Source organism: Mesorhizobium sp. LNHC229A00 (assembly GCF_000502415.1).
Taxonomy (GTDB): domain Bacteria; phylum Pseudomonadota; class Alphaproteobacteria; order Rhizobiales; family Rhizobiaceae; genus Mesorhizobium.
In genome coordinates, this window is the sequence record NZ_AYWQ01000002.1 from 353,472 (window position 1) to 377,014 (window position 23,543).

Genomic DNA, 23,543 nt, shown 5'->3' on the forward strand with positions numbered 1-23,543 from the left:
CACTCAAAAGAACGCCTGTATTCCGGTCTGCGCCCGCCCCAGGATCAGCGCGTGTACGTCATGCGTGCCTTCGTAGGTGTTGACGGTCTCCAGATTCTGCGCGTGGCGCATGACGTGATAGCCAATCTGGATGCCGTTGCCGCCATGCATGTCGCGGGCCTGGCGGGCGATGTCGAGCGCCTTGCCGCAATTGTTGCGCTTGACGATCGAGATCATTTCCGGCGCCATCTTGCCTTCATCGAGCAGGCGCCCGACGCGCAACGAAGCCTGTAACCCCAGAGCGATCTCGGTCTGCATGTCGGCGAGCTTCTTCTGGTAGAGCTGGGTGCCGGCCAGCGGCTTGCCGAACTGCTTGCGGTCAAGGCCATACTGTCGAGCGCGATGCCAGCAGTCTTCCGCTGCTCCCATGGAACCCCAGGAGATGCCGTAGCGGGCTCGGTTGAGGCAACCGAACGGTCCGCCGAGGCCCTTGGCGTTGGGCAACAGCGCGTCCTCGCCGACCTCGACGCCTTCCATCACCACCTCGCCGGTGATCGACGCCCGCAGCGACAGCTTGCCGCCGATCTTCGGCGCCGACAGCCCTCTCATGCCTTTCTCCAGCACGAAACCGCGGATCTCGTCCTTGCCGTTCTCGCCCTTCAACTTCGCCCATACGACGAACACGTCGGCGACCGGCGCATTGGAAATCCACATCTTGGAGCCGGAGAGCTTGTAGCCGCTGGCGGTCTTTTCGGCGCGGGTCTTCATGCCGCCGGGGTCGGAGCCGGCATCCGGCTCGGTCAGCCCGAAGCAGCCGATCCACTCGCCGCTGGCGAGCTTGGGCAGATACTTCCTGCGCTGTTCGTCCGAGCCATAGGCGTAGATCGGGTACATCACCAGCGACGACTGCACCGACATCATCGAGCGATAGCCGGAATCGACGCGTTCGACTTCCCGCGCCACCAGCCCGTAGGTGACATAGCTGGCGGCGAGGCCACCGAACTCCTCCGGAATGTTGATCCCGAGCAGGCCGGCCTCGCCCATCTCGCGGAAGATCGCCGTGTCGAAGGTCTCGTTGAGATAGGCTTCCTCGATACGCGGCGCGAGCTTGTCGGCGGCAAAGGCGGCAGCGCCATCGCGCACCATGCGCTCGTCCTGCGAAAGCTGGTCCTCGATCAGGAACGGGTCTTCCCACACGAATGCATTCTTGTCGGCCATGGCTTCTCGATCCTTGAGACAGGTGAAGCCCGGCTTATCGGCTCGTGGCCTGAAAAAATCAAACGAAATTGCTTCACCGATCAATGAGCGTTAGGAATGGATCATGAGTGTCCAGCGCCGCCTTTTGCCCAACATCAGCGCCCTTGCCGCCTTCGAGGCCGTGGCGCGACTTGGCTCCTTCACCGCCGCCGCCCGGGAATTGGACCTGACCCAAGGTGCGGTCAGCCGCCAGATCAGGCTTTTGGAAGATCAGTTCGACCGGCCGCTGTTCGAACGCGACAGTCGCAATGTAAGGCTCTCCACGGCAGGTGAAATCTACGCCGAAGCGGTACGCTCGGCGCTTGGCCAGTTGCGTGACGCAGCTCTTGGATTGATGAGCAACCGGCATAGTGGCATCCTGAATCTTGCCATTCTGCCGACTTTCGGCACACGTTGGCTGATGCCGATGATCCCCGATTTCGTCGAGAACAATCCCGACATCACCATCAATTTCGTCACCCGCGTCGGGCGCTTCGACTTCGCCCGCGAACGGTTGGATGCCGCCATCCACTACGGCCTGCCGGACTGGCCGGACGCCGACTCGACACTTCTGGTGCACGAGACGGTGGCGCCGGTGGTGTCACCCGACTTCCTCGCCGGCCGCACCATCGCCACGCCGGCCGATATCGGCCGTTTGCCGCTGCTGCACATGACGACGCGCCCAGGCGCCTGGAGCGAATGGTTCGAGCATCAAGGCCTGAGCGCGCCGACCGGGCCTGGCATGCAGTTCGAGCATTTCGGCACCGCCGCCCAGGCTTGCATGACCGGGCTCGGCGTGGCGCTCTTGCCGCAGATCCTCATCGAGGGCGAACTGCAGCGCGGCCAGCTTGTGCTCGCGCCCGGCCAGCCGATGCAGAGCCGCAGCGCCTATTACCTCGTTATTCCCCACGACAAGCGCGGCTATCCGCCGGTTGCCAGTTTCCGGGACTGGCTGCTAGGCCAGCGTGAGAAGGAGCCAGCTGTTCTGGCTTGGTAGCTACTTTCGCTTCAGCGCGTCCGCCAGCGCTGCGCCGAACGCACCTTGCTGTGCCGGCCGCTCCGGCTGGCGTTGCGGTGTAGGCCCGCGTGGCGCCGGCCTACCGCCGCCATTGTCGCGCGGCCCGCCCTTCGATGCGCCGCCTTCGCCACCGTCCCTGCGCATGGAGAGCGCGATGCGCTTGCGCTTGATGTCGACATCGACGACGCGCACCTTGACCACGTCGCCGGCCTTGACCACCTCATGCGCGTCCTTGATGAAGCGGTCGGCGAGCTGTGAGACATGCACCAGCCCGTCCTGGTGCACGCCTATATCGACGAAGGCGCCGAAAGCGGCGACATTGGTGACGGTGCCTTCCAGCAGCATGCCTGGCTTCAAATCCTTGATCTCGTCGATGCCATCGGCGAAGGTCGCCGTCTTGAAGCCGGGACGCGGGTCGCGGCCGGGCTTCTCCAGCTCCGCCAGAATGTCGCGCACCGTCGGCAAGCCGAAACGCTCGTCGACGAAGACGCGCGGGTCGAGCGCCTTGAGCGCGGCACTGTCGCCCAAAAGCGAACGCACGTCGCGGCCGCAGGCGGCGACGATCTTCTTGGCCACGCCATAGGCCTCCGGATGCACCGACGAGGCATCGAGCGGCTCGCTGCCATTGGCGATGCGCAGGAAACCGGCGGACTGCTCGAACGCGCGCGGTCCAAGCCGTGCCACCTTCAGCAGGTCCTTGCGGCTGGCGAACGGGCCGGTCGAATCGCGATGGGCGACGATGGCGTCGGCGAGCGACGCGCCGAGGCCTGAAACCCGCGCCAGCAGCGGCGCCGAGGCGGTGTTGAGGTCGACGCCGACCGCGTTGACGGCGTCCTCCACGACAGCCTCCAGTGAGCGACCAAGCCGATACTGATCGACATCGTGCTGATATTGTCCGACGCCAATGGATTTCGGTTCGATCTTGACCAGTTCGGCCAGCGGATCCTGCAGCCGTCGCGCGATGGACACCGCGCCGCGCAGCGACACGTCGAGGCCGGGAAACTCGGCGGCAGCCGTTGCCGAGGCCGAATAGACCGACGCTCCCGCCTCGCTGACGATCACCTTGAGCGGCTTCGGGCCGCCGTCCGAAGGCATGTCGGACAGCATGTCGGCGACCAGCTTCTCCGTCTCGCGGCTCCCGGTGCCGTTGCCGATCGAGATCAGCTCGACCTTGTGCTGGCGAATAAGCGCCGCAAGTTCGGCCTGCGTGCCACGCACATCGTTCCTCGGCGGAAACGGATAGACCGTCGTCGTCGCCAGCAGCTTGCCGGTGCCATCGACCACCGCCACCTTGACGCCGGTGCGGATGCCGGGATCGAGCCCCATCGTCGGCCGCGAGCCGGCGGGAGCCGCCAGCAGCAAATCCTTGAGGTTACGGGCAAAGACATGGATCGCTTCTTCCTCGGCCCGCTCGCGCAGGTCGCGCATCAGGTCGAGCGTCAGGTGCAGCGACAGTTTGATGCGCCAGGTCCAGCCTGCCACTTCCATCAGGCAGCGGTCACCGGGCAGGCTGGCAGCGATGGCGTAGGCGTTGGCGATCATCCGCTCGACCGGCTTCACCGACGATGTGTCGTCGGCATCCACCTCGATGTCGAGCGACAGCACCTCCTCGTTGCGGCCGCGCAGCATGGCGAGCGCCCGGTGGCTCGGCACGGTCGCCCAACGTTCGACATGGTCGAAATAGTCGGAGAATTTCGCGCCGGCTTCCTGCTTGCCCTCGACCACCCTGGCGCGCAGGAAGGCGCGCTCCTTCATGTAGCTGCGCAGCTTGCCGACCAGGTCGGCGTTCTCGGCGAATTGCTCCGACAGGATGTCGCGCGCGCCCTCGAGCGCCGCCTTCGCATCGCCTACCTCTGCGGTAACATAGGCGAGCGCGACGTCCGCGGGCACCAGCGAACGGTTGTTGAGAATGGCTTCGGCCAGCGGCCCCAATCCACGCTCGCGGGCGATCTCGGCCTTGGTACGGCGCTTCGGCTTGTAGGGCAGGTATATGTCCTCGAGTTCCGCCTTGGTCGCGGCGCCCGCGATCTTGGTTTCAAGCTCTTCGGTCAGTTTGCCCTGCTCGCGGATCGAGCCCAGGATGGTGTCGCGGCGCGCGTCGAGTTCGCGCAGATACACAAGACGCTCGGCAAGGTCGCGCAATTGCGTATCATCCAGCCCGCCGGTCACTTCCTTGCGGTAGCGTGCCACGAACGGCACCGTCGCACCCTCATCGAGCAGTCCGATCGCCGCGGCCGCCTGTTCCGGCCGCGCCTTGATTTCGGCCGCGATAATGGTTGCGATGCGCTTGATGTCGGATGCCATGTCGTTCCCACTCTCGTCGAAAAGAGCGGCGACCATAAGCGCAGACATCAGGTCCGCCAACCGCCGCGTTTTCAACGGCGGCGGAGGTCCACAGGAAAGCGCCTCGATTTGGGCGCTCAGGCACGGCGCAAGGTGTGTTGAGATTCAGGTCAGGCCAAGCTGAGAACGATGGCTTTCGGGGTCGCTCTCTTGCGACGAGCGCAGCGGACATTCCGTCCTTGAGCGCCGGAAGCGCGGAAAGTCGCCGTTCGCAGGCCGGCATCACCTGAATATCAGCACGCCTTAGACCATCCGGCTCAGCGCCTCGAGGAACGCAACGATCTCGATATCCAGCGGATCGTCGACCGGTTCCGGCTGCGACGACATCTTGGCGATCACCACTTCGGTGCTAGGATCGACATAAAGCCACTGGCCATGGATGCCGATGCCGCAATAGGCGCCGTTCTCGTGTCCTGTCTGGTACCATTTGTTGCGGTAGCGCCCGTTGGGAAACAGCGAAACCATCGTGCCCCGCCGCCAGGCCTCATTACTGCCGCCGGTGCTGGTGGTGTCGCGCACCCAGGCCTCGGGCACGATGCGGTGGCCATTGGCCGTGCCGCCCTGCCGCAGCATCTCGCCGATGCGAGCCAGGTCACGCGGCGTCACCGAAATGCCGCCGGCGGCGCGCGCCGTACCTTCCATGTCGACCCCGACAGAGGCCTCGCTGACGGCGCCAAGCGGCAACCATAGCTTCTCGCGCATGAGGTCGGTGAAGCGCTGGCCCGAGGCGCGCTCGAGCAGCAGCCCGAGCAGGTCGGAATTGGGCGAACGGTAGCGGAAGGTCTGGCCATGCGGCTCGGCAAGCCGCTGCAGGGTCAGGATGAATTCACGCAGGCTTTCGGTGCCGCCGCCGGGATTCCACAGCGTCGCGCGGCGATATCGGGCGAAGGCGCTTTCCGGATCGAGATAGGCCTCCTCGAAGTCGAGGCTGACGCTCATGTCGAGCACATGCCGAACGCTTGCATCGCCATAGGCCGAGCCGGCTGCTTCAGGGATATAGTCCGTCACCGGCGCTTCCGGATCGAACACCCCCTCGCCTTCCAGTATGCCGGCGATGATCGCGGTCACCGATTTGCTGATCGAGAAGATGATGTGGCGCGCGCCAAACTCCATATGCGGCGCGAACCAGTCGCCAGTGATCTTGCCGCCCTTCATCACCGTCACTGCGTCGGTACTGGAACGCAGGAGGAATTCAGCCACCGTCTCCGGTGCGGTCGCGACCGTGACCTTTTCCCCGAGCAAGCCGTCCATGTCCCGCTGACGGGCTTCCGCGGCGCCGGGCGCTGCCGCCACACGGGCGGTCGGCACCAGTTCGCCGAGATTCTGGAACGACCACCGATTGAACGGGCTCACACGCCAATTGCTAAGCAGCACCTCGTTGCGGCGGAATCCGTATCGGGTCTCGAACGCGGTCTTGCCGGTCATGGCGTTTCCTCCCAGTCCATTGGTCTTGAAGCTCAGGCAAGCGCCGCGGCGATGGCGTGCACGGCCTTCAGCGTTGCCCTGGAATAGGCCATGTTGCTGAAATCCGGCCAGGTCGACAGCTTCACCACGACCATTCCTGTGTTCCAGTCGATGTGGATCAACTGTCCGAACACGCCACGGCACATCAGTGCCCGCGAGCTGGGATTCTCGATCCAGAACTGGTTGCGATAGCTGCCCTCGGGCAGGCTGGCGGAGAAATCCGGACCATGCTTGCCGGTACGCGTCGCCTCGATCCAGTCCGCCGGCACGATGCCGCCGCCATTGTCGAGGATCAGCTGGCCAAAGCGGGCGTAGTCGCGCAGCGTCGCGTTGAAGCCGCCATCGGCTAGCGCATAGCCGGCGCTGTCGACGGTGAAGCAGGCGCTTTCGTCGGCCCCGAGCTTTTGCCAGAGTTCCTCCGAAACCAGCTGCGCCAGCCGCTTGCCCGTCACCCGTTCCATGATGAAGGCGAGCACGTCCGTCTCGATCGATCGATATTCGAACGCGGCTCCATGGGGGCGAACCGTGTCCTTCAAGCCCAGGATCAGTTCGAACATGTGCGATGGCCAGCGGAAATCCGGATCGCTGCCCGGTGGCACCGGCTTCCAGCCGGTGGCGACATCGACCTGGCCGATGTCGGAATAGCGGTCGGTGTATTCCTCCGAGAACCGCACGCCGGTGGTCATATCAAGCACATGCTGGACGCTGGCGCCGGCCCAGCCGGTCGCGCTCAGTTCCGGCAGGTAGTCTGTCACCGGCTTCACCGGATCAATCAGGCCGCGCCCGGCCAATATGCCGAACACCGAGCCGGTGACCGACTTGGCCATCGACTGCGACAGATGCAGCGTGCGCTCGTCCATGCCGTTGAACTAGCGCTCATAGACTATCCTGCCGTCCTTGAGCACCAGGAAGCCGTCCGTATAGGTCTCGTCGAGCAGACCGGCGAGTGTCGAAGGCCTGCCCTCGCTGTCCTCGACCGCCAGCCCGTCGAGATCGACCTCGGCGCGTTCGAGACGGTGGCGATGGCCAGCGCCGCGCCAGACTTCGGCGGTCGGCAGAATTTCCCGTATGTGCTGGAAAGCCCAGCGGTTCCAAGGCGGCCTGTCCCAGTCGAGCCTCGGCGGCAGCATGGCGGGCGGCGAGCCTTGCATGATCGGCGGCCGCGGATCGCTGTTGCGATAGGACGTCATGGAACCCTCCCCGTAGGCGCAAAGAAGGGAGGCCGAAGCCTCCCTTCCGCTGGAGTTTAGACCGAACCTATTTGCGCAAATTGGTCCAGATCTTGTTGTAAATTTCCACCACATCTGGCGGACAGGGCGGAACGAATTCCGCTGCCGGCGCGCCTGCCGGCGGATTTAGTTCCGGCGAATTGGCGAAATCCGGCTGCAGGAACTTGTGGCTGCCGGCAATGCCGTTGTCGTAACCGGCGAATTCCGAGATCAGCGCGGCGTTTTCCGGAGCCATGATAAAGTCCTGGAACAGCTTGGCATTGTCGAGGTTCTTGGCGCCCTTCAGCACCGCGACATTGTCCATCCAGCCCTCGATGCCTTCCTTGGGATAGGCGTATTTGATGGCCGGGATTTTCTGCCGCGAGCGATAGGTCGCGCCATTCCACTGCTCCGTCACGATCACGTCGCCGGAGGTGATCTTTGTGATGGTGTCGTAGCTGAAGGTCTTCCATGACGGCTTGGCGGCCGTCAGGATGTCGTTGACCTTCTTCAGATTAGCCTTGTCGGCACCGCAGCGCGGCACGCCGGCATAACGCTCGGCCGCATGCATGACGGTGTTGACATCGTCGAGCATATTGATCTGGCCCTTCAGTTCCGCCGGCGGGTCGAAGAGGATGGCCAGCGTGTCGATGTTGCCCTTGAACTTGTCTGTGTTGACCGCGAACGCCGTGGTGCCAAACTGCCAAGGCGCGGTGTAGTGGCGGCCGCTGTCCCAATAGATGTCGAGAAAACGCGGATCGATGTTCTTGCCGTTCGGCATCGCGTTGGGCTCTGTCTTTTCGAGCAGGCCTTCGTCGACCATGATCTTCACCGTGTAATCAGACGGCACCACGATGTCGTAACCGGAATTGCCGGCGCGCACCTTCGACAGCATGGTTTCGTTGGAATCATAGTCGTCCAGCGTAACCTTGATGTTGTACTGCTTCTCGAACTTTTCGATCAGCTTGGGATTGGTGTAGTCACCCCAGTTGTAGATATGCAGCTCGCCGTCGGCGAGCGCGGGCACCGCCCACAACAGCACGGCCGTCGAAACGGCAGCCATCAGTTTCCTAGACATTTTTTGTTCTCCTTTGCCTTCCCATTGATTCACTTGGCGCGTCGGCGCGCGATCAGGAACGATACCGAGACGAACAGGATCGAGACCAGCAGCAGGATGGTGGAGATGGCATTGATCTCCGGCGTCATCGGCCGCCTGATCTGGTTCCAGATGTAGAGAGGCAGGGTCGTCTGGCCGGGGCCGGCGACGAGCTGCGTGATGGTGAAATCGTCGAAGGAGACGATGAACGCGAGTGCCGCACCCGACATGATGCCGGGAACAAGCAACGGCAGCGTTATGCGCCGGAACGCGTGCCACGGCGTGGCGTAGAGATCGGCGGCGGCGTATTCGAGCGTCAGATCCATGTCCTCGAGACGCGCCCGGATCGGCATGTAGGCGAAGGGAATGCAGAACACACTATGGGCGAGGATCAGATTGCCGATGCCGAAATTCAGACCGAAGGCCCCGGCGATCAAGGCGAAGAAGGACAAGGTCGCCACTGCCGTGATGATCTCGGGAACCATCAGCGGCAGGTTGATGACCATGAAGGCGGCCGGCAGGCCACGCCACGGCTTCACCCGGGTCATGCCGATCGCCGCCAGCGTGGCGCAGATCGTCGAAACGATCGTTGCGCTCACCGAGATGATCAGCGTGTTCTCGGCGGCGTTGTGGAATTCCTCATTGAGCAGTGCGGTGCCGTACCAGCTCAGGCCGACGCCCTCCCAATGGGTGACGAGCGAACCCGTGTTGAACGAAAAAATCATCAGGATCAGGATCGGGACGTAAAGCACGGCAACGCAGATGATGGCGATCGTGCGGAACCCGGGCTGGTCCTTGATATCGACGTTGCGGGGATCAGCCATGCTGGATCTTCCCCGACGTGGTGCGAACATAGAAGTAGAGGGCGACCAGCACCGCGGCCATCAGGATCAGCGCTTGGGCGCAGCCGAGCGGCCAGTTGCGCCCGGAACCGAATTGCTGCGCGATGAGATCGCCGATCATCAGATGGATGCCGCCGCCAAGGATAAGCGGCGTCACATAGGCCCCGAGCGCGGGGATGAAGACGAGCAGACAGCCGGCGATGATGCCGGGCAGCGACAGCGGAATAATCACCCGCCAAAGAACTTGCCGGCGCGTCGCGTAGAGGTCATTGGCCGCCTCGACCAGCCGGAAATCCAGTTTTTCCAAGCTGGCATAGAGCGGCAGGATCATGAACGGCAGGAACGAGTAGAGCAGGCCGAGCTGGATAGCGAAGTTGGTGTAAAGCATGGTGATCGGCTTATCGATCACGCCAAGCCCGATCAGCAGGTTGTTGATGAGACCTTCGTCGCGGATGATGAACATGATGGCCAGCGTGCGCACCAGAAGGTTCGACCAGAACGGGATAGTGATCAGCAGCACCCACCAGTTGCGCTGCGCCGGCGTGCGCGTGGCCATGAAGTAGGCGGTCGGAAAACCCAGCAGCAGGCAGATGACCGTCGTCACCACGGCGAACAGAAACGAGCGCAGATAGATGATCAGGAAATCCGGCGTGAACTGCAGCGTGTCGTCGAAAATATCCTGCTGAAACAAGAAGTTAAGATAGGCGTCCGTCGAAAACTTCCATTGCACGCCGCCATAGGGCGCGGCCTGGAGAAACGAATAGACAAGGATGATCAGCAGCGGCAGCACGCCGAAAATCCCGATTACGATCAGCGCCGGCAAGGAAAGCAGGCGGTTGCGCCTGGCGCTTGCCTTCTCGGCCTTGGCCTCGAACAACGCGGCTTGGGAAAGCGCCATCGTCATCAATCCCTTAGTATCCGCGCGCCGTCGTCCTCGAACACGATGCCTACCTTGGCGCCCGTCTCGAATGTCACTGCGCCGGACCGGCTGTTCTGGTAACGCACGATGAAGTTGTCACCGCCATCGAGCTTGACGTGGTAGTGCGTGTCGGTTCCGAAATAGACGACATTCGCCAAGGTTCCTGAGACCGTGCTCTTGGACACATCGGCGATCAGATCCGCATGCTCGGGCCGCACCACGACCGTGACTGCGTCAGAGGGATCGAAGTTCTCCGGGAACCCTGCCGCCACGGTTGCGCCGGAGGCGAGCTTCACGGTGGCGACGCCCGATTTCTTCGACACCACGGTACCCTCGAGGAAATTGGTCTCGCCGATGAAGTCGGCGACAAAGCGTTCAGCCGGTCGGTCGTAGATGTCGCGCGGCGCGCCGACCTGCAGGATCTTGCCCGACGACATCACGGCGATACGGTCCGACATGGTCAGCGCTTCTTCCTGGTCGTGGGTGACGAAGATGAAGGTGATCCCGGTCTCGTGCTGCAGCCTCTTCAGCTCGATCTGCATTTCCTTGCGCAACTTGTAATCGAGCGCGGAGAGCGGCTCGTCGAGCAAGAGCACCTTCGGCTGTGGTGCGAGCGCCCGCGCCAGCGCCACGCGCTGTTGCTGCCCGCCGGAGATCTGACTGGTGCGGCGATTGCTCAGCGCTTCCATCTTGACCAGTTTCAGCATCTGGGCGACGCGCGCCGCAATCTCCGCCTTCGGCTTGCCCAGCATTTCCAGGCCGAAGCCGATATTGTCGGCCACCGTCATGTGGGGAAACAGCGCATAAGACTGGAAGACAGTGTTGACTGGCCGCTTGAACGGCGGCAGCGGCGCGATGTCCTGTCCGTAGAGCAGGATTTCGCCGGCACTCGGAAAATCAAAGCCGGCTATTAGCCGCAACAACGTCGTTTTTCCGCAGCCGGATGGTCCCAGCAGTGTGAAGAACTCATTCTCGCGGATCGATACCGAGACCTTGTCGAGGGCAGCGACCTGCCCCTCACCCGATCCGAAAATTTTGCTGACGTTAACTACTTCAATCGCATTCCGATCCGGTTTGTCCGGCACGATTACGCCTCACTGTTGACCCCGCTCTTGCTGGCGGAGTTTGTCCCCTGTTGGATGTGACCACACGGCCGGTAGGTTGGCAAGCCCGGCATTGAATCACAGTTCAGTTAGCAATCTTGGGCTTAGCAAGCCCCATGCCACAGTCAGGCTTGGTAGGTGATTTTGCCGCCACAGATGGTCGTCACCGGCCGCACCGTATGTAACGCTTCCGGGGCAGTCCTCTCGATATCGGCCGACAAAACGACCAGATCCGCCAGATAACCCGGCTTCAGCACGCCTTTGCGGTGTTCCATGAATTCGCTGTAGGCGCCCTCGACCGTATAGCCGGCAAGCGCTTCATGCAGCGAGAAACTCTGGTCCGCCACGCCCTCTGCCCAAGGTTTGCGCATCACCGCCGCTTGGATGCCCAGGATCGGGTCAACTGGCGAGACCGGCCAGTCGGAAGCGAACACGACGCGGGCGCCAGCATCCTTCAGTGTGCGCCAGGCATAGCTAAGCGGCCACCTTTCGCGACCGATGCGCGAAATCGTCGGCTCCAGCGGAAAATTCAAGGCGCCGGGCGGATGCGGCGGTTGCATCGAAGCGATGACGCCAAGTTCGGCGAACCGCGGTACATCCGTCGGGGTGATGACCTCGATATGCTCGACGCGGTGACGGCTGTCCCGCTTGCCGTTGTTCTCCTGCGCCGCCTGATAGCCGTCGAGCACCGCGCGGACTGCGCCGTCGCCGATAGAATGGACGGCGATCTGCAGGCCTCGGCGATCGGCCTCCACTGCCACCTCGACGAAGTGCTCGGGCGTGAACAATGGCTCGCCGCGCCAGCCGGGACGGTCGGCGTAGTCGTCGACCATCACGGCAGTCCAAGAATCGAGCACGCCGTCATAAAACACCTTGACCATGCCCGAGGACAGCCATTCGGAGTTATAGGTCGCGGCCATACCCGACGCTTTTTCAAGCATGGCCAGTGCCATGAAGTTCTTGAAATGGAACGGGATTTTGGTACGGCAAATGAGCCGCCCTTCCGCCTCCAGGCCGGCAAGCAGTTCAAGCTGGTAGAGGTTGCCATCCATGTTCTGGATCGACGTAATGCCATGCCTGGCGCACCATTCGAGACCGCGATGCATCAGATCGCGGTCGGCAGCCAATTCCTCGGCCGAAGGATAAGGCTCCGGCTCCATGCCAGTCAGGCCAAGCCGCGTGCGGTTCTGGCCAAAGAATTCCAGAATCGGACCGAATGCCTCACCTTCGCGCAATTCGCCCGAGGCCAGTCCGTCGGCGCCCATGACGATTTCGTTGCCCGGCCCCAATTGGCGGCCATGCAGAAGCCCGGCCTGCTCCAGCGCCTTGGTGTTCGCCCACATCGTATGATGGTCGGAAGCCGACATGACGAAGGGGCGGTCGAGAATGATGCGGTCGAGATGATGCCGCGTAACCGGCTCGGAAAGGACCGCATAGTCGACGCCAGCGCCGATCAGAAGCTTGGCATTGGGCCGCGCCGCGGCAAAGAACTGGATAGCATCCCGCAAGGCATCGAAGCCATGCACGCCAGCCAGATGCAGATTGTCGAGTTCAGCCGCGCCGCCGAACAGATGCATATGGGCTTCGATGAAACCGGGGATCACCGAACCGCCCTCGGCGTCGATGACCTTTGTACCCGTTCCCTTGAGCTCTTCGATTGCAGCACGGCTGCCAATGGCGATGATGGCGCCGTCCTTGACGGCAACGGCCTCGGCGGCGGGATTGTCGCCGTCCATGGTCAACACACGACCATTGATGACAATCAGGTCCGCATCATCCCCCGCATCCGTGACCGACATCGCAACTCCGCGCTTTTGACGACTGAAATGAGACTGGGCAAAACTCCGCGTCCAACGACCCGCCGCTACGGAGCGGCGCTATCGGACAATGAATGGCGCCAAGTACGCTGTCTTCGAAATTTCCCTTGTTATCCCTTGGGACAGCGTGGATAAAGAATGCGACTGATTATTCGCGTTTGTCAACATGCCGGATTTAGAATGTATTGTGGACAGCACGCCCCGCTTGTGTTGGGACCAGGCGGGGAACGAGGACATCAAGCAGTGAAGCGCAGTCTCGATCGCAAAACCAAAATAGCGCTCGAACCGCGCAAGCAACCGCGGCAGCAGCGGTCGAGCAAGGTGGTCGACCGCATTCTCGACGCGGCGCTGACCTTGACGCGCGAGCAAGGAACCAAGGCGCCGACGACGCTCGCCATAGCGCAGCGCGCCGGCCTGTCCGTCGGTTCGGTCTACCAGTACTTCCCCAACAAGGAGGCCATTCTTCTGGATCTCGCCCGGCGCTGGCTGTCATCCTTTCCCGAGGTGATCGCGAGGCGCATCAAGGTCGCGCCGCCTACCAACCGCGAAGAGTTTCGGCGGGAAGTGCGCAAGCTCTTCATCGACACGTCCAGGATCTATCTCGACAACGCCACCCTGATGCCGGTGATCGAGGCGATATCCGGCAATGCCGATCTCAGGCCTATCCAGGACGCATATGACGAGGAGATCGTCGCCCTCTATGCCGCATGGCTGCGGCATGTGAACCCGGCCCTCGAAGACAAGATCGCCAAGCGGCTTGGCCTGGTGATGATGGAAGTCGGGCACGCCTGCCGGCTTGTCGGGATGAAAAGAGATCGCAGGACGTACGACCTCATCGAGGACGATGTCGAAACCATGTGGCTCGCTTTGGTGAGCCCCTACCTCAACCTTGACTGACCAGTTTCAATGAGATTCCGGACGGAAACCGCTTTCTGGAANGCGATGCCCTTCACCTGGCCGACGCGCGGCCTGCGCGGCGACGTGCCGCCCAAGCGCATCGACGCCCTGCTCGGCTATTATTCCTTCGACGGCGGCGCCACCTTCGTCGAGGGCACCTGGGCCGCGATCAAATCGTCCTTTGACGTCGCGCTGACCGCCGCCGGCCTCGTCAAGGACGGCGAGAGGTCGGCCTTCGCGCTTTGCCGTCCGCCCGGCCACCATGCCGGGGCCGGCTTCATGGGCGGCTATTGCTACATCAACAACGCGGCGGTCGCCGCGCAATGGTTCCGCGACCAGGGCGCAAAACGTGTCTCGATCCTCGACGTCGACTATCACCACGGCAACGGCACGCAGGAGATCTTCTATGACCGCGCCGACGTACAGGTTCTCAACTTGCACGGCGATCCGATGGTCGAGTACCCGTTCTTCCTCGGCCATGCCGATGAGCGTGGCGCGGGTGCTGGCGAAGGTTTCAACATCAACTATCCCATGCCCTTCGGCACCGGTTGGGATGCCTGGAATGTGTCGCTGGAGGACGCCTGCGCCAGGCTCGCCGCCTACGCTCCCGACATCGTTGTCGTCTCGCTCGGCGTCGACACTTTCGAAAAGGACCCGATCAGCCAGTTCAAGCTGAAAAGCCCGGATTATCCGAAGATCGGCCAGCGCATCGCCAAGCTCGGCCTGCCGACGCTGTTCGTCCAGGAAGGCGGCTATGCCGTCGAGGAGATCGGTATCAATGCCGTCGCCGTGCTGACCGGGTTCGAGGATCGGTAGAGGGTCGTCCAGAAAGCGACTGCGGGGAGGACGGACAAAGGAAGGGTAGCGGCAGCCGCCCGTTTTTGGACCCAGAGGCGCCGCGTAAGCCCATCGCAAGAATTATGACCGGCCTGCGCGGCTCGATTTCCGGGCCCCGGAAATGCAAGGAAATTGGCCGCTGAGTCGCAGTCCGAGTCCACCGGATTCGATTTTGTCAAATCGCGTTTGATGTCGGATTCATCTGCGGGTAGATTAGACCCGAATCAGCCGGTCCTCGGGGGCACGGCGACCACCCAAAGTCTCACGTTCCGGAATTTTTCCGGCGCCAGACGCGGATGTCTCGCGTTCCCTGAATGGATTCCGTCTGGTTGGGCGCGGCCCCGCGCCTCGTGTGTGTCTCGTAAAAGTAACGCGTTTTCGGGTTCGGCGGCTGGCACTCCAGCAGCCGGGCATCAGAATTGATTCCGACCAAAAGCAGCAGATGAGCAGTCCCGCCGCGCCTCTTCAATCCGACACATTGGGCTCGCGCCTGACGTCGCGCGGTGATCTCACCTCCTTCTTCATGGAGCTAACCGCCGAGATCGGCGCCGACAGCTACATGCTGGTCGCCATCGTCCATGATCAGGACCGCAACGATGCGCGTATCGTCTCTTCGAACTGGATCTTCGACGCCATCGAGTTGATCGGCAAGCGGCTGATCGCCGGCCTTGCCCAGGGCCCGCTCACCGCCGCACCCGGTATCCGTCCGACGCCGCTGGTGGCGGCCCAGGCGCCGAATTCCGGTGGACTGGTCTCGGGCGAAGAGGCTCGGCTCCTCGACGTGCTCGGCCATGCCGAGGTCTATTCACTGCGGCTGAATGTCGGCCGTCAGCGCCTCTTCGCCTTGTTCTCGGCGGCGGCCGCCGGCCGGATCGACCAGCCGGCGCTGATGAAGGCGCAGCTGAAATGCTGCTACGCGCTTTCGCACATCCCGCAGTTGATCGCCGCCGCGGCGATGCAGGATCCGCTGTCGGACCGCGAGCGCGAATGCCTGTTCTGGGTCTCGGAAGGCAAGACCACCGACGAGGTGGCGGTGATCCTTGGCGTCTCGTCCAACACGGTCAACAGCTACATCACCCACGCCATCCAGAAATTCGCGGCCTCGAACCGTGCGATGGCCATCGCCACGGCGATCAGGAGTGGCATCATTTGAAACACGCCGACATCAAGGACGCCGCGGAGGCCCTTTTCAACGAGCAGCGCAGCCCGTTCGGTGCCTTCTCGCTGGGATCCGAAACACATCACGCCGTCACCATTCCCGATGCGGTGCGCCGCTGCCGCTGGATCTCAGTCGACATCAATGCCTCCGCCTTCGGCCTGTTCTTCGTCAGCCCGTCGCCGGAGCGAGCGCGGCTGGTCCCGTGCTTTGATTCAGATTATCCCGGCGTCGCGGTGGCGACCAAATTCATTTCAGGCGCCAATGGCGAGGACATCGTTCGCCATAGCCGGATTTCGACCGAGCCGCGCTGGTGGACGGATGACGGCGTGGCGGCCATGGCCGACATGTTCGGCAGTCTCGCCTGGACCGGACAGATGGCGCCGCTGACACCCGGGTCGAGCGGCATTGCCTTCCCCGTCCATGCCGATCGCGGTCAGTGCGGTCTTGTCGTCTTCCTGGGATCGGAGATCGCGCTGCCGCAGGATGCGCTCTACGAAATTCACGCCCGCTGCTTCTCGCTGTTCGCCGCCGTCGCGCGGATGCGTCCGGGCGACGTCGGCAGAATGCGCTCGATCTCCAAGCGCGAGCTCGAATGCCTGAAGCTGACCGCCAACGGCAACACCAGCGAGGAGATCGCGCGGCTCCTGAAACTGTCGGTGCACACCGCCAACCAGTACCTCACCCAGTCGACCCAAAAGCTCAATGCGGTCAACCGCAACCAAGCGGTCGCCAAGGCGTTGCGGCTGGGGCTTATCGAGTAGCCGCTCCCGGCTGAAGGAAGCGCTTTAGAACGCCAGCGGTTCGACCTTGCGGATGCGGGCCTGTTCGATCACCGCCTCCAGCAGCGCCGTATTGTGCCCGGGGTCTTCGCCCGGCTTTTCGAACGACACGTAATTGACCAGGACCGTGCTGCCGGTCTCGCTCAGCGTCAGCTGGAAATAGACGGTCACGCCGGGCGGCCTGAGTTCCAGATCGAGCACGATGCGCGGGCTGCCGCTCCAGTCGACATGCGCCTCGCCGCCATGACCGAGCCTAAGCGTACCCGGCATGAAGAACAGCTCCGCCGCTGAATCGACCAGATCCGACAGGCAGGCGAAATGCTCCAGCCGGATGAAGGCGATATAGTCGGCGACGTCGATCAGTCTGAGCTCCACCACCACCTGTTCGATGGCGCTGGCGACGATGATCTCGCGGGATTTTGCGTGCGGTTGCCGGTTCATGAAATCTGTCTGCGCTCAGCCTTTTTCGAGTAGACGATCCGCACCAGTTCGGCGACGGCCTGGTAGAATTGTGACGGGATCACATTATCGACCGAAACTTGCTTGTACATGGAGCGGGCGAGCGCCACGTCCTCGAAGATCGGGATGTTATGCTCCTTGGCGATTTCGCGGATTTTCAGTGCCACCAGATCCTGCCCCTTCGCTACGACCAGCGGCGCCGAATCTTCGTCGCGCACATATTTCAGCGCGATCGAGAAATGGGTCGGGTTGGCGATAACAAGCGTCGCGCGCGGCACCGCCGTCATCATCCGCTTGCGCGCGCGGTCGCGCGCCAACGAACGCAGCCGCGACTTGACGATCGGGTCGCCCTCCGACTGCTTGAACTCGTCCTTGACCTCCTGCTTGCTCATGCGCAGGTCCTGCTTCCAGTGAAAGCGCGACCAGACGATGTCGATCGCCGCGATCAGTCCCATGACGAAGACGATCGCCACCAGTATGTCGACGGCGATGCCGCGGATGACGAGGCCAAACGTGACGGGATTGGTGATCATCCCGGCAAGCAGCTTGCGGTGGTCCTCCGACAGCGTGAAGATGAGCACGGTGGTGGCAAAACCGACTTTTGCCAGCGACTTCAAAAACTCGACCCAGCCCTGGGCGCCGAACATCCGGTTCCAGCCCTTGACGATCGAGATGCGTGACATTTGCGGCCTGATCCGCTCGCCGACGAATTGCGGCATGTTCTGCAGCACCGAGGCGCCGATGCCGGCAACCGTCAGCAGCACCAGCAGGCTGAGTAAGGCGCGGCCCACCTCCAGCATGACAAGTTTGTAGAGGGCGATGACATCGGTCTCGGTGTCCATCGGCCATGCCTCGGGTTTCTCGAGGAACATCGACAGGAACATGCCGAGCTCGACAATCGCGTCCTTGGCATAAAAGACCGTGAACACCAGTATGGCGACGAAGGAGGCGAGGATCGCGGTTTCCCTCGAATGGGGCAGCTTGCCCTGTTCGATGGTGTCGCGGATTTTCTTTTCGGTCGCCTCTTCGGTTTTCGAATCCTTGTCGACGGCGTCGGACATGCCTTAGGCGGCGTTCTGCGTCGAGGGAAGTTCGAAAGCCCCTTCGCGCGACAGGCGGATGGTGGTCGTCACGATCGTCTTGCGCGCGGCCATGATGTCGGCGGCCGGGACACCCTCCGAGCCTTGCCCGAGTTCGGCCTCGATCATGCGCCGCGAGCGCGCGCCGATCGCCGACAGCACCGCCTCGGCCAGTGCCGCCGACGTGCCGCGCAGCGCCAGCGTGACAAGCTCGGTCGACAGCCCGTCGAACAAAAGCACGCGCGCCTTCTGGGTGAGCAGCGGCAGGTCGTCGAAAGCGAACAGCCTGGCACGGACACCGTCGAGGTCGGGCGTGCCGGCGGCTTCGAGATCCTGCATGACCTCCTCAAGCAGGGGCTTTTCCAGCTCGTTGAGCACGCTGGCGACGCGCGCCTGCCCGGCCGAAGTGTCCTTGGTCGAGGTATCCGACAGCACGCTGGCGCGCAGCCGGTTCTCGACGATCCTGGTGGCGGCGGCCGGAACATTGGCCATCGTCACCATGCGCTTGATGATCTCGCCGCGCATCGGCTTCGTCAGCGTCAAAAGCACACTCGCCGCCGCCTGCGGCGCCAGTTTCGACAGCACCATGGCCGCCGTCTGCGGGTGTTCGCCCGCCAGGAAGGCGCCCAGCCGCGAGGGTTCCAGCTTTTCGAGATCGGGCCAGATCGGCGGCGGCCCTTCAGGCGCGACTTCGACTTTCTTGTCGCCCATGATGGCGCTCATCTCTTCGGGCGAGAGAGACTCGTTGAGAATGGTGTCCATCCTGTCGGCGGAATCGAGCAGGCCCGCGCCCTCGGTGAACTCGGCCTCGAATTCGGCGACGATGCGCTCGAGATCGCTCTGCGGTATGGTCCTGAGCAGCCGCGCGCCCTCGATGAGCGCCTTCAGCTCTTCCTGCTTGAAGAATTTCAACAGGCGGCTGGCGGACGGTTTGCCCATCGCCACCAATATGGCTGCCGCCTTCTGCGCCCGCGTCAGGGTCGTCAGCGGCGTCGTCATGCCTTTCGCCTCCGCTGCCACCGGCGAGCTCCGCGATCCATGTCTAGGCGCCTTTCGTGCCGGCGATGATTTCGGTCAGCCTGATGCCAAAGCGCGAAGGGTCGCTTTCGAGCACCGTGATCTCGCCGCGCGCGATTTTGCGGCCGTTCACCACGACATCGACCGGCTCGCCGATGCGGCGATTGAGCGCGACCGTCGACCCCTTTTGCAGCGCCATCAGATCGGCAACCGCCATCTCGGTGCTGCCGAGGATGATCTGGACATCGACGGGGATGTTCATGATGACGCTCGAATTGGCTCCCGCGGCGGCCCGGAACGCGGCATCGGGGCGCTGCTCTTCTTCGTGCAGGACCCCGCGCAATTCCTCGATGGCGCGATCGAGCTGCTCGTCGGGCTGGTCGAGCTCTGCTTCTACCTTGGTCTTGGCCATGCGTCGTCTCCAAAAGCTCAGGCGCGCCCGGCACCAGCCGGCATGAGCCCATCGATGAAATCCTGCCCGGCATCGAAGGGATGCCTGATTCGGACGGTGTAATTCTGCCCCAGTTTGCCGAACTCGCATACGAACAGCGTCTGGCCGCGTGCGCCGAGGCGAGCCCGCGATTGTGCCGTCTCTTCGAAGTCGATGACCTGGCCCACTTCGAGGTTGGCGAGGTCGCCCAGCGTCAGCCGCGCCAGCGGCATGGTGGCTTCGAGCGCTACGGTCGAGCGCATCACCTCTTCCGAAAAGCGTGCCCGCCAACTGGTTCCATGATCGTCCTCGCTGATGCTGGCCGTGGCATCGCGGCCTGCCAGAACGATGCGCTGCGGCATCGTCACGGTGATCGAACCGCTGTCGACCGGCGTCGAGATGCCAAGGACGATGCGGATCGCGGCACCGTCGCGCAACACGTGCCGCCTGGCCTCGATCCCCGACATGGCGCGCGGTGCGGGCAGCCGCAGTTCGAGCGAGCGCCGCCCCGATCCATTCAGCGCCTGCGCCACTTCCTGGAGCACCATGGTCGAGACGTCGGCCTCGATCGACGACAGTTCGCGCTCGATCGGCGACACCGGCATATCCGGGTCGCCGCCGAACAGGGTGGAGACCATGATCGCGATTGCGGGAGCATCCATGACGAGTGTCATCGCGTCCGAGGACGCCGGCGAGCCGACGACGGTCATCGCGAAATTGTCACCGGCGCGCGAGCGCGCCTCCGGGACGCGGCTGACCTCGACGGCCTTGAGGTCGACAATCACGGGAATGCCGAGCTCGCCCGAGAGCCCCTTCTGCAGCAGCGGCACGGCGCGTTCGGCCATGGCACGGCCGGCGGCGACGACCTGATCGGTCTCACCGCTGTCGCCGACCAGACGCTCGATGATCAACGAACGCGCCTGCGAGGGGCTGCCCGGACTCGTCATGACAGTTTTGGCACCGATCTGTCGCGCATCGCTCAGGCGGCCTTCTTCTCGGCGCTGCCGGTGTTCATGGTGCTCTGTTCGACGGCGTCGATGGTCGGCCGTTCATAGGAGGAGATGGTCTTACGGCCGAACTCGATCGCCACCTGCGGCAGCGCGCCGTTCATGTAGGCGAGCAGCGTCTGCTTGACGATGATGTAGAGGCGGTTCTTCTTCTCGCGCACCGTCTTGATCTTGGTGGCGACAGGTCCGACCACCGCATAGGACAGGAAGATGCCGAGAAAGGTGCCGACCAGCGCTGCGCCGATCAGGCCGCCGAGGATTTCCGGCGACTGGTCAAGCGCGCCCATCGCCTTGACCACGCCGAGCACGGCGGCGACGATGCCGAGCGCCGGCAGGCCGTCGCCGACCGCGACCAGCGCGTGATAGGCCTTCATCTTGTCGGATTTGATGGTCTGGATTTCCTCGTCCATCAGCGCCTCGATCTCGTGTGAGCGGGCATTGCCGATGATGATGATGCGGCAGTAGTCGCAGATGAAATTCATCAAATCGTGATTCTTGAGCACGGTAGGAAAGGCCTGGAAGATCGCCGACTCCTCCGGATTGTCGATATGCGCCTCGACCTCGCTGCGCGACTTGGAGCGCAACTCGCGCATCAGGCTGTGCAGCACGCCGAGCGTTTCCAGATAGTCCTGCTCCTTCGGAACCGCCTGTTTGAAGGCCTCCAGAATGCCCTTGCCGGTATCCTTGACCGTCTTCATCGGATTGGCGACCAGGAAGGTGCCGAGTGCGGCGCCGCAGATGACCACGGCTTCCCATGGCTGCACCAGCACGTGCAGATGCCCGCCCATGGCCATGAAGCCGCCTAGGACGCAGCCAAGCGTCACCACAAGTCCAATCAGAATGCCCACGACCGGTCCTTCCGCATTTCACGTCCGACAAGGGATAGTCCCCGTGCCTTGTGTGAGGCTTGAATTCGAGCCGCCATGGAACGAAAGTTGGCGATTCAGTTTCGCGCAAGGAAGTGAGCTTATTGTGCTGGCATAGCTTCGGCCGGAGGCGCGTCCTTGCTCAGTACCTATACCAGCTACCAGTTGATCACCAAAGACATCAACAAGTCGATCGACCGCATCGAGCAACAGCCGACGGTCGACCGCGATACCCGATATTATCTCGCCAACATCACCAAGGTGAAATCGATCGACGATTTCGTCAAAAATGATCGGCTGTTCAAATACGCCATGAAGGCCTACGGCCTGGAGAACATGGACTACGCCAAGGCGTTCATGGTGAAGGCGCTCAAGGAAGGCGTCTCAGATCCCGACAGTTTTGCCAACAAACTGACCGACAAGCGCTACGCCGCGTTCGTCAGCGCCTTCAATTTCGCCGCCAACGGCCCCAATGCGACGATCTACAACAAGGCGCAGCAGTTGGTGACCAAGAACTATGCCACGCAGGCGCAGATCGCCGGCCTCGACCCGAATTCGGACTATGTGAAGGGCGAGACGACATATTATCTCGCCAACATTACCAAGGTGAAATCCGTTGACGACCTGATCTCGAACAGCCGGCTCTACACCTACGCGCTGGCAGCGTTCGGTCTCGATTCGGCGACGGAGAACAAGGATCTCATCAAGCAGGTCTTGCAAGGTGGCGTGCGCGACCCCAACAGCGTCGCCAACAAGCAGACGGATCCGGCTTACGCGGCACTGGCCTCAGCCTTTAACTTCGAGCAGTACGGCGAGAACGCCACCACCATCAATCCGGCGCAGCAGCCGACCGTCGACAAATACATGCGCCAGACGCTGGAAGAGGATGCCGGCCAGACCAATGAGGGCGTGCGGCTGGCGCTCTACTTCCAGCGCAAGGCGCCCGACATCACCAGTTGGTACGACGTACTCGCCGACACGGCGCTTGCCAGCGTGGTGCGTACCGCGCTTGGGCTCCCCGATTCCTTCGCCACCGCCGACATCGACAAGCAGGCGCAGTTGTTTGGGCAGAAGCTCGACATCTCGGATTTCAGGGACCCGGTCAAACTGAACAAGTTCCTGACCCGCTTCACCAGCATGTACGAGATCAACAACCCGACATCGACGGCCGTGACATCGGTCAGTGTGCTGTTCGCGCAACCCGTCACATCGGGCATCTCCACCGACCTGATGATGGCCATGCAGAGACTGAAGTTCTGATCATGCGAGACAGTCTCTACGTCGCCCTCTCCGCGCAGATAGCCCTCGAGCGCCGGCTCGACACGATCGCCGACAACGTCGCTAACGCCAGCACCGTCGGCTTTCGCGCCACCGGCGTGAAGTTCGAGGACGTGGTGTCTGGCGCAGGGCAGAAGTCGGTTTCGTTCGCCTCCTCCGGCAAGACCTTTCTGTCGGGGGCTCACGGCGCCATGACGGAGACCGGCAGCCCGTTCGATTTCGCCATCCAGGGCGACGCCTGGTTCGCCATCGACACGCCAGTGGGCACCGTCATGACCCGCGACGGCCGTTTCTCGATGAACGAGAATGGCGAGCTGATGTCGGTCGAGGGCCATCCCGTTCTCGACGCCGGCGGGGCGCCGATCCAGCTCGATCCCCGCAACGGTCCGCCCAAGGCCGGTGCCGACGGCTCGCTGCGCCAGAACGAACAGCTCGTCGGCTCGATCGGCCTCTACAATTTCGACCCGGGCGAGAATTTCGTGCGCTACGGCAATTCCGGCATTGTGCCCGCACGCACGCCCGAACCGGTCACCGACCGCTCCGACATCGGCGTCGCCCAGGGTTTCCTCGAGGAATCCAACGTCAATCCCGTGCTGGAAATGACCCGGCTGATCATGGTCCAGCGCGCCTTCGAGAACACTGCCGCGCTGATGCGGCAGACCGATTCCTCCGCCGAGGAGGCGATAAAGACGCTCGGCTCGAAGTCGTAG

The 23,543-nt window shown here is 62.8% G+C and carries 20 protein-coding genes and 2 pseudogenes; 7 read left to right on the top strand and 15 right to left on the bottom strand.

What is annotated here, in order from left to right; all coding sequences use genetic code 11:
• Positions 1–3: 3 nt before the first annotated feature.
• Complete coding sequence (locus X742_RS164740) at positions 4–1,197, bottom strand: acyl-CoA dehydrogenase (protein ID WP_031247668.1); 1,194 nt, start codon at positions 1,195–1,197, stop codon at positions 4–6.
• Between the two features lie 103 nt (positions 1,198–1,300).
• Between X742_RS164740 and X742_RS164735 the strand changes: the two genes are divergently transcribed.
• Positions 1,301–2,212 carry a LysR family transcriptional regulator gene (locus X742_RS164735; protein WP_023770425.1) on the top strand — a complete coding sequence of 304 codons (912 nt, stop codon included), beginning with the start codon at positions 1,301–1,303 and terminating at the stop codon, positions 2,210–2,212.
• Here the strand turns inward: X742_RS164735 and X742_RS164730 are convergent, their stop codons facing one another.
• The 8 genes and pseudogenes from X742_RS164730 to X742_RS164700 all read right to left on the bottom strand — a co-directional run bounded on the left by X742_RS164730 (position 2,213) and on the right by X742_RS164700 (position 13,007).
• Positions 2,213–4,537: a Tex family protein gene (locus X742_RS164730; protein ID WP_023770426.1), complete on the bottom strand. Its 2,325-nt coding sequence runs from the start codon at positions 4,535–4,537 to the stop codon at positions 2,213–2,215.
• Between the two features lie 282 nt (positions 4,538–4,819).
• Positions 4,820–6,001: a serine hydrolase gene (locus X742_RS164725; protein ID WP_023770427.1), complete on the bottom strand. Its 1,182-nt coding sequence runs from the start codon at positions 5,999–6,001 to the stop codon at positions 4,820–4,822.
• 32 nt (positions 6,002–6,033) lie between these two features.
• Positions 6,034–7,230, bottom strand: a pseudogene (locus X742_RS01000000169630) (serine hydrolase).
• Between the two features lie 67 nt (positions 7,231–7,297).
• Positions 7,298–8,326, bottom strand: a complete 1,029-nt coding sequence (locus X742_RS164720; RefSeq protein ID WP_023770428.1) for an extracellular solute-binding protein — start codon at positions 8,324–8,326, stop codon at positions 7,298–7,300.
• A 29-nt stretch (positions 8,327–8,355) separates the two neighbouring features.
• Positions 8,356–9,168, bottom strand: coding sequence for an ABC transporter permease (locus X742_RS164715; RefSeq protein WP_023770429.1), 813 nt, complete (start codon positions 9,166–9,168; stop codon positions 8,356–8,358).
• On the bottom strand, positions 9,161–10,090 hold the full coding sequence (locus tag X742_RS164710; protein WP_023770430.1) for an ABC transporter permease: 930 nt from the start codon (positions 10,088–10,090) through the stop codon (positions 9,161–9,163). Before X742_RS164710 ends, X742_RS164715 begins: the two co-directional genes overlap by 8 nt.
• On the bottom strand, positions 10,090–11,190 hold the full coding sequence (locus tag X742_RS164705; protein ID WP_023770431.1) for an ABC transporter ATP-binding protein: 1,101 nt from the start codon (positions 11,188–11,190) through the stop codon (positions 10,090–10,092). Before X742_RS164705 ends, X742_RS164710 begins: the two co-directional genes overlap by 1 nt.
• 143 nt (positions 11,191–11,333) lie before the next feature.
• Positions 11,334–13,007 carry an amidohydrolase gene (locus X742_RS164700; RefSeq protein WP_023770432.1) on the bottom strand — a complete coding sequence of 558 codons (1,674 nt, stop codon included), beginning with the start codon at positions 13,005–13,007 and terminating at the stop codon, positions 11,334–11,336.
• A 261-nt stretch (positions 13,008–13,268) separates the two neighbouring features.
• On the opposite strand from X742_RS164700, the gene X742_RS164695 reads away from it, so the two are divergent.
• The 4 genes and pseudogenes from X742_RS164695 (at position 13,269) to X742_RS164680 (ending at position 16,679) form a co-directional block, all read left to right on the top strand.
• Positions 13,269–13,922 carry a TetR/AcrR family transcriptional regulator gene (locus X742_RS164695; protein WP_023770433.1) on the top strand — a complete coding sequence of 218 codons (654 nt, stop codon included), beginning with the start codon at positions 13,269–13,271 and terminating at the stop codon, positions 13,920–13,922.
• Between the two features lie 42 nt (positions 13,923–13,964).
• Positions 13,965–14,738, top strand: a pseudogene (locus X742_RS164690) (acetylpolyamine amidohydrolase); the annotation flags it as partial.
• A 463-nt stretch (positions 14,739–15,201) separates the two neighbouring features.
• Positions 15,202–15,912: a helix-turn-helix transcriptional regulator gene (locus tag X742_RS164685; RefSeq protein WP_023770435.1), complete on the top strand. Its 711-nt coding sequence runs from the start codon at positions 15,202–15,204 to the stop codon at positions 15,910–15,912.
• Complete coding sequence (locus X742_RS164680; RefSeq protein WP_023770436.1) at positions 15,909–16,679, top strand: helix-turn-helix transcriptional regulator; 771 nt, start codon at positions 15,909–15,911, stop codon at positions 16,677–16,679. The genes X742_RS164685 and X742_RS164680 overlap by 4 nt, the downstream gene beginning before the upstream one ends.
• A 24-nt stretch (positions 16,680–16,703) precedes the next feature.
• Here the strand turns inward: X742_RS164680 and X742_RS164675 are convergent, their stop codons facing one another.
• From X742_RS164675 to motA, 6 genes are read right to left on the bottom strand one after another with little or no spacing between them, the layout of a single operon-like run.
• Positions 16,704–17,138, bottom strand: coding sequence for a hypothetical protein (locus X742_RS164675; protein WP_015315925.1), 435 nt, complete (start codon positions 17,136–17,138; stop codon positions 16,704–16,706).
• Positions 17,135–18,217, bottom strand: a complete 1,083-nt coding sequence (flhB, locus tag X742_RS164670) for a flagellar biosynthesis protein FlhB (RefSeq protein WP_023770437.1) — start codon at positions 18,215–18,217, stop codon at positions 17,135–17,137. Before flhB ends, X742_RS164675 begins: the two co-directional genes overlap by 4 nt.
• A 3-nt stretch (positions 18,218–18,220) precedes the next feature.
• Entirely contained in the window at positions 18,221–19,234 is a 1,014-nt protein-coding gene (locus tag X742_RS164665) for a flagellar motor switch protein FliG (protein WP_023770438.1), read from the bottom strand.
• Positions 19,235–19,277: 43 nt separating this feature from the next.
• The gene (gene fliN, locus X742_RS164660) at positions 19,278–19,664 is read right to left on the bottom strand and encodes a flagellar motor switch protein FliN (protein WP_015315922.1); all 387 of its coding nucleotides are present in this window, start codon (positions 19,662–19,664) and stop codon (positions 19,278–19,280) included.
• Between the two features lie 17 nt (positions 19,665–19,681).
• Positions 19,682–20,629 (bottom strand): FliM/FliN family flagellar motor switch protein, encoded by a 948-nt coding sequence (locus X742_RS164655; RefSeq protein WP_023770439.1) that lies wholly within the window; start codon positions 20,627–20,629, stop codon positions 19,682–19,684.
• Between the two features lie 32 nt (positions 20,630–20,661).
• Positions 20,662–21,537, bottom strand: a complete 876-nt coding sequence (motA, locus tag X742_RS164650; RefSeq protein WP_015315920.1) for a flagellar motor stator protein MotA — start codon at positions 21,535–21,537, stop codon at positions 20,662–20,664.
• Between the two features lie 156 nt (positions 21,538–21,693).
• Between motA and X742_RS164645 the strand changes: the two genes are divergently transcribed.
• Positions 21,694–22,815, top strand: coding sequence for a DUF1217 domain-containing protein (locus X742_RS164645; RefSeq protein WP_023770440.1), 1,122 nt, complete (start codon positions 21,694–21,696; stop codon positions 22,813–22,815).
• A gap of 2 nt (positions 22,816–22,817) precedes the next feature.
• Positions 22,818–23,543, top strand: a complete 726-nt coding sequence (gene flgF, locus X742_RS164640; RefSeq protein ID WP_023770441.1) for a flagellar basal-body rod protein FlgF — start codon at positions 22,818–22,820, stop codon at positions 23,541–23,543.